Raw genomic sequence first — 5,000 nt, forward strand, 5'->3', positions numbered from 1 at the left:
GCGGACGTTTTCAAACGCCAGCTCTTCTAGCATCTCCACCGCCCAGTCGCGCGCCCGCGCTTCCTGTGGCGTGCCCGCGAGACGGGGGCCGACTTCGGTCGTAAGAGACTCGGTGATCTCATAAGCGAGATCGCTCTCAAGCGCGGCCTGTCCCAGAGCCCGGGCGATCTCTCGATTGTCCTGCCCCAGATCAAACGGCTCGGTCTGGGCGTGCGCCAGGCTTGCCGTGGATAGCAGGGCGGCGACCGCAAAGGTGCGCAGCATGATGTCTCTCCTCCTCAGAATTGAGGTGACCATACTGGCGCCGAGCGAAACTGGAAACCTGATCTCATGGTATGCGGTCACGCCCAATTGCGTTTATAAGTCTTGGCATGACCGAGACGACATCAAACTCCGACCAGGCTTTGCCTGAGACCGACGAAATGCTGACGATTCCGCCCGCTCCCCCTGAAGTGAAGCGGGCGCAGGGCGGGCCTGTGTCTCATGAACCGCCTGCCCCCGGATATGGCGCGTATGCGCCAGGATTTGTCAGCAAGATCGGGCTCGCCATCGGACGCGCCTTGCCGGCCTCACGCGCCGGCTTGCGTCTGGCCGGCGCCGCGCGCCCTCTGGCGCTCAGCGGCATGAAAGCTGGCGTAGCGGATGTTCAGGCGCTTGGCTTGAAGTTGCGGCTGCACCCCACCGACAATCTGTCGGAAAAGCGTCTGTTCATGACGCCGCAATGCTTTGACCCGGCCGAACTCGAAGCGCTGCGCAGCATCATGGGCCCTGGCAAGGCGTTCATGGATATCGGCGCGAACGCCGGCGCTTATGCGCTGGTGGCGGCGCTGGCCGGCGGCGAGAAATCACGCGTCATCGCGGTCGAGCCCCAACGTGAAATGCGCCGCAGACTCAGCTTCAACGCACGCCAGAATGCGCTCGGCCAGATCGAGATGGCGGGCGTCGCACTGGCGGATTACGAGGGCGAAGAGGTCATGCGCATGATCTCGGGCAATCATGGTCAGGCCCGTCTTGGCGGTTCGGAAGGCGAAGCTGTGCGCGTCACAACGCTTCTAACGCTTATGGATGAGCTCAAGCTCAGCAAAGCTCACGCCATGAAGGTGGATGTGGAGGGCGGTGAAGCCGCCATCCTGTCACATTTCTTCGCCAAGGCCCCCAAGACACGCTGGCCGGATTTGCTGATCCTGGAGCGCGCCGACATGGCCGATGGCCGCACCACGCCCGACGCTGCAGCACTGGCGCTGAGCAAGGGTTATCGCATCCGCCAGAGCACCCGAATGAACGTCATCCTGGACCGGGACGCACGCTAACTCCCCCCTCTCCGTTCAGCCCAGAGGACAACTGATGAGCCCGCTTGAACGCATTCTGGAAGGCAAGAGTAAGGATCTGGGCGGGTTTTGCGTCACACGCATCCTGCCGGTCGCACAGCGCCGCCATGTCGGACCCTTCGTCTTTTACGACCAGATGGGCCCGGCGCAGTTCAACCCCGGCGAAGGCATCAATGTGCGCCCCCACCCCCATATCGGGCTGGCGACCGTCACCTATCTGTTTGACGGTGAGATGGACCATCGCGACTGTCTGGGCGTGCACCAGACCGTCTATCCGGGTGATGTAAACTGGATGACCGCTGGCAAGGGCGTCACCCATTCTGAACGCACGGGCGAGGCAGCCCGCGCCAAGGGCCTTTTCATGTTTGGCATTCAGGTCTGGGTCGCGCTGCCTGAAGACTGTCAGGAGATCGAGCCTGAGTTTCATCACCATGGCGCGGATGACCTGCCGGCTTTCGAGCTGGGCGACGCGCACTGTCGTCTGATCCTGGGCAGCGCCTATGGCCGCACTTCACCGGTGAAAGTCTATTCCCCCATTGTCTACGCTCATATCGAGGCGAAAGCGGGCGCACAGTTTGATTTGCCGGAAGGCCATGAAGAACTGGCGCTGCATGTGGTCTCAGGGGGTGTTGAGGTCCGCGGCGAGACCGTCTCAGGCGGACATATGGCGATCTTCACGCCCGGCCAGAACCAGGCGAGCGTCAGCGTGACAGAAGACTCCCGTCTGATGCTGCTCGGCGGCCAACCGCTGGGCCAGCGCTTCATGGAATGGAATTTCGTCTCCAGCCGCAAAGAGCGCATCGAGCAGGCCAAAGCCGACTGGCGCGCCTCGATCGCTCAAGGCTTCAAGGACACCCCCTTCCGCATGCCGGTCGAGGAAAACGAATACATCCCCCTCCCCGGCGATCCCGAACCGGGCGAGCCGCCTGCCTGTACGGAAGAGAATCCGACGAGCTGAACGACAATCAAATGCAAAACGGGCGCGGTTTTGATGAACCGCGCCCGCTCTCTATGGATCTGTAGCAGCCTTATTCGGCGGCTGTGGCGCTCGGGCCGCGGCGTTGACCGCCCCCGCCGCTCCGTCGATTACGCTGGGGTTTGCCGCCGCGTGCGCCTTCACCGCCCTGGCGCGGCTTGCCGGAAGCGCCCCCGCGCTTCTGGCCGGACGGGGCGCCCTCGCCCTGTCCCTGGCCCTGACCGCGGCGTCCGCCCCGGCGTCGGCTTTTGGACTTGGCGGCCTCGCCCTTGGGCATTGGCGGCGCGTCGTTCAGACCGGCGATGGCGACGCCCATGGTCTTCTCGATATCCTTGAGCATCACGCGCTCGTCCGGCGCGCACAAAGCGACGGCCCGGCCAGTTGCGCCGGCGCGCGCGGTGCGGCCGATGCGGTGGACATAGTTCTCGGCCACATTGGGCAGCTCGTAATTGACCACCAGATCAACCCCGTCCACATCAATGCCGCGGGCGGCGATATCAGTGGCCACCAGAACCGGAGATTCGCCGGATTTGAAGGCGTCGAGCGCCCGGGTGCGCTGGTTCTGGCTCTTGTCGCCATGAATGGCGTTGGCCTTGTGGCCGTATTTCACCAGACGTTTCGCCACCCGGTCCGCACCATGTTTGGTGCGCGTGAAGATGATCGTGCGCTTGCCGGCTTCCGGCGCCATCAGATCAATCAGCGCCTCGGGTTTATCCGCCGCTTCGGTGTAGAGCACCTTCTGGTCGATCCGCTCCACCGGTTTGGAGGGCGGGGTCACCGCCACGGTTTCCGGATTGGACAGGAAATCGTCGGCCAGCTGGCGGATCGCCGGCACCATGGTGGCGGAGAACATCAGCGTCTGACGCTCTTTGCCCACCAGACGCAGCAGCTTGCGGATCGCCGGGATAAAGCCGAGATCGAGCATCTGATCCGCTTCGTCCAGCACCACGAAACTGGTCAGATCCAGCCGCGCCTTGCGTTCGCCCAGATGGTCCAGAAGACGGCCCGGCGTCGCCACCAGGATATCTACGCCGCGCGCCAGAGTCTTGATCTGCGGGCCGGCTTTGACGCCGCCAAAGATTACCGCGCTCGTCAGGCGCGTGTGAGCGGTATAGGCGCGAACCTGCTCTTCGATCTGGGCTGCCAGCTCACGCGTCGGCGCCAGAATCAGGGCGCGACAGGAGCGGCCCGGCGCCTGTTTGTTCTCAGCCAGCAATTGATGGATCAGCGGCAGCACGAAGGCGGCGGTCTTGCCGGTGCCGGTTTGCGCCAGGCCGATCAGGTCACGGCCGGCGAGCACCTGGGGGATGGCGCGCGCCTGAATGGGGGTGGGCGTTTCATAGCCCTGTTCGGCGATCGCCGAGAGAATGGAGTCGTTCAGACCAAGATCTGTAAATCGGGTCAAGGATAACCTCATAGCAGCGCTCACGGACGATCTCCGGGCGCTATTTCGTTCAAAAATATAGACAACTGGATCGTTCAGCCGCCGTTCTGGGACGAATATCGCCCCCGCCCGGACCTCATCACGGGAGTGCTCTCACTCCGGCTGATCCGTCGCCGCGCAACCAGCCTCGTGCTGGGCGCGTGCTTCGCGTGCCGCCTCTGTGCGCCCAAATGACCAAGAACGCAAGTGATCATTCTTGAGATACGCTCAATTCCTCTTGGATCATGACCTCTTAGGGCGTTCACTACATGCATCCCGTCCGTCTCTCGCCTGGTCTGAAACAAGAAAAAGCCCCGGCCAATGGCGCGGGGCTTTTTAAACTTGGGTGCGGGGGTAGGATTTGAACCTACGACCTTCAGGTTATGAGCCTGACGAGCTACCGGGCTGCTCCACCCCGCATCAGGGCTGCAACGCTTTTGTTTTAACAACAAATGGGTTGCAGAAGCAAACGTCGTTCTGAGTGACGGCGTCGGTCTCATTTAACAGTGTAACGGAGAATGATTTTTTGCATCGTGTCTAGCGGACCGGGCGGCGACCTACTCTCCCATGCCTTAGGACATAGTACCATTGGCGCAGAAGGTCTTAACGGCCGTGTTCGGGATGGGAACGGGTGTGGAGCCTTCGCTATAACCACCCGGTCGGCAAGACCGATGCATTGATTTGTAGAGACATGCTGACTTTTACTTGGCGTTGCCAAGATCGGGCTTCATGGGACGAAGCGATCGCCGCCCATGAGCATTGTTGGATCAAGCCGATCGAGCAATTAGTACTGGTCCGCTTCACGCATTGCTGCGCTTCCACTTCCAGCCTATCAACGTGGTGGTCTTCCACGGCTCTGATAGGGATACCTGGTTTTGAGGGGGGCTTCCCGCTTAGATGCTTTCAGCGGTTATCCTTTCCGTACTTAGCTACCCTGCTATGCTACTGGCGTAACAACAGGTCCACCAGAGGTACGTCCATCCCGGTCCTCTCGTACTAGGGACAGCTCCTCTCAAGTATCCAACACCCACGGCAGATAGGGACCGAACTGTCTCACGACGTTCTAAACCCAGCTCACGTACCGCTTTAATTGGCGAACAGCCAAACCCTTGGGACCTGCTCCAGCCCCAGGATGCGATGAGCCGACATCGAGGTGCCAAACAATGCCGTCGATATGGACTCTTGGGCATCATCAGCCTGTTATCCCCGGCGTACCTTTTATCCGTTGAGCGATGGCCCTTCCACGCGGGACCACCGGATCACTATGGCCGTC

General features: G+C 61.6%; 4 protein-coding genes, 1 tRNA gene and 2 rRNA genes (1 of these 7 running past the window's edge). 2 read left to right on the forward strand and 5 right to left on the reverse strand.

The genetic code is table 11. The annotated features are described in order from the left end of the window. A partial coding sequence (locus K5905_RS14795) for a hypothetical protein (protein ID WP_297585276.1) occupies positions 1 to 264 on the reverse strand: 264 nt, incomplete at its 3' end. 107 nt (positions 265 to 371) lie between these two features. Here K5905_RS14795 and K5905_RS14800 point away from each other — a divergent pair. Continuing rightward, a complete protein-coding gene (locus K5905_RS14800; RefSeq protein WP_297585277.1) occupies positions 372 to 1,310 on the forward strand; it encodes an FkbM family methyltransferase in 939 nt (312 codons plus the stop codon). A 34-nt stretch (positions 1,311 to 1,344) separates the two neighbouring features. Further along, on the forward strand, positions 1,345 to 2,286 hold the full coding sequence (locus K5905_RS14805) for a pirin family protein (protein ID WP_297585279.1): 942 nt from the start codon (positions 1,345 to 1,347) through the stop codon (positions 2,284 to 2,286). 70 nt (positions 2,287 to 2,356) lie between these two features. On the opposite strand, the gene K5905_RS14810 is transcribed toward K5905_RS14805, so the two are convergent. The 4 genes from K5905_RS14810 to K5905_RS14825 all read right to left on the reverse strand — a co-directional run. Next, positions 2,357 to 3,709, reverse strand: a complete 1,353-nt coding sequence (locus K5905_RS14810) for a DEAD/DEAH box helicase (RefSeq protein ID WP_160091966.1) — start codon at positions 3,707 to 3,709, stop codon at positions 2,357 to 2,359. A gap of 361 nt (positions 3,710 to 4,070) precedes the next feature. Beyond that, positions 4,071 to 4,147, reverse strand: a tRNA-Met gene (locus tag K5905_RS14815). A gap of 124 nt (positions 4,148 to 4,271) precedes the next feature. Next, positions 4,272 to 4,386: ribosomal RNA gene (gene rrf, locus K5905_RS14820) — 5S ribosomal RNA — on the reverse strand. A 104-nt stretch (positions 4,387 to 4,490) separates the two neighbouring features. Further along, positions 4,491 to 5,000, reverse strand: a 23S ribosomal RNA gene (locus K5905_RS14825); it runs 2,277 nt beyond the window's last position.

Source organism: Roseibium sp., from assembly GCF_025698965.1.
Classification (GTDB): Bacteria; Pseudomonadota; Alphaproteobacteria; order Rhizobiales; family Stappiaceae; genus Roseibium.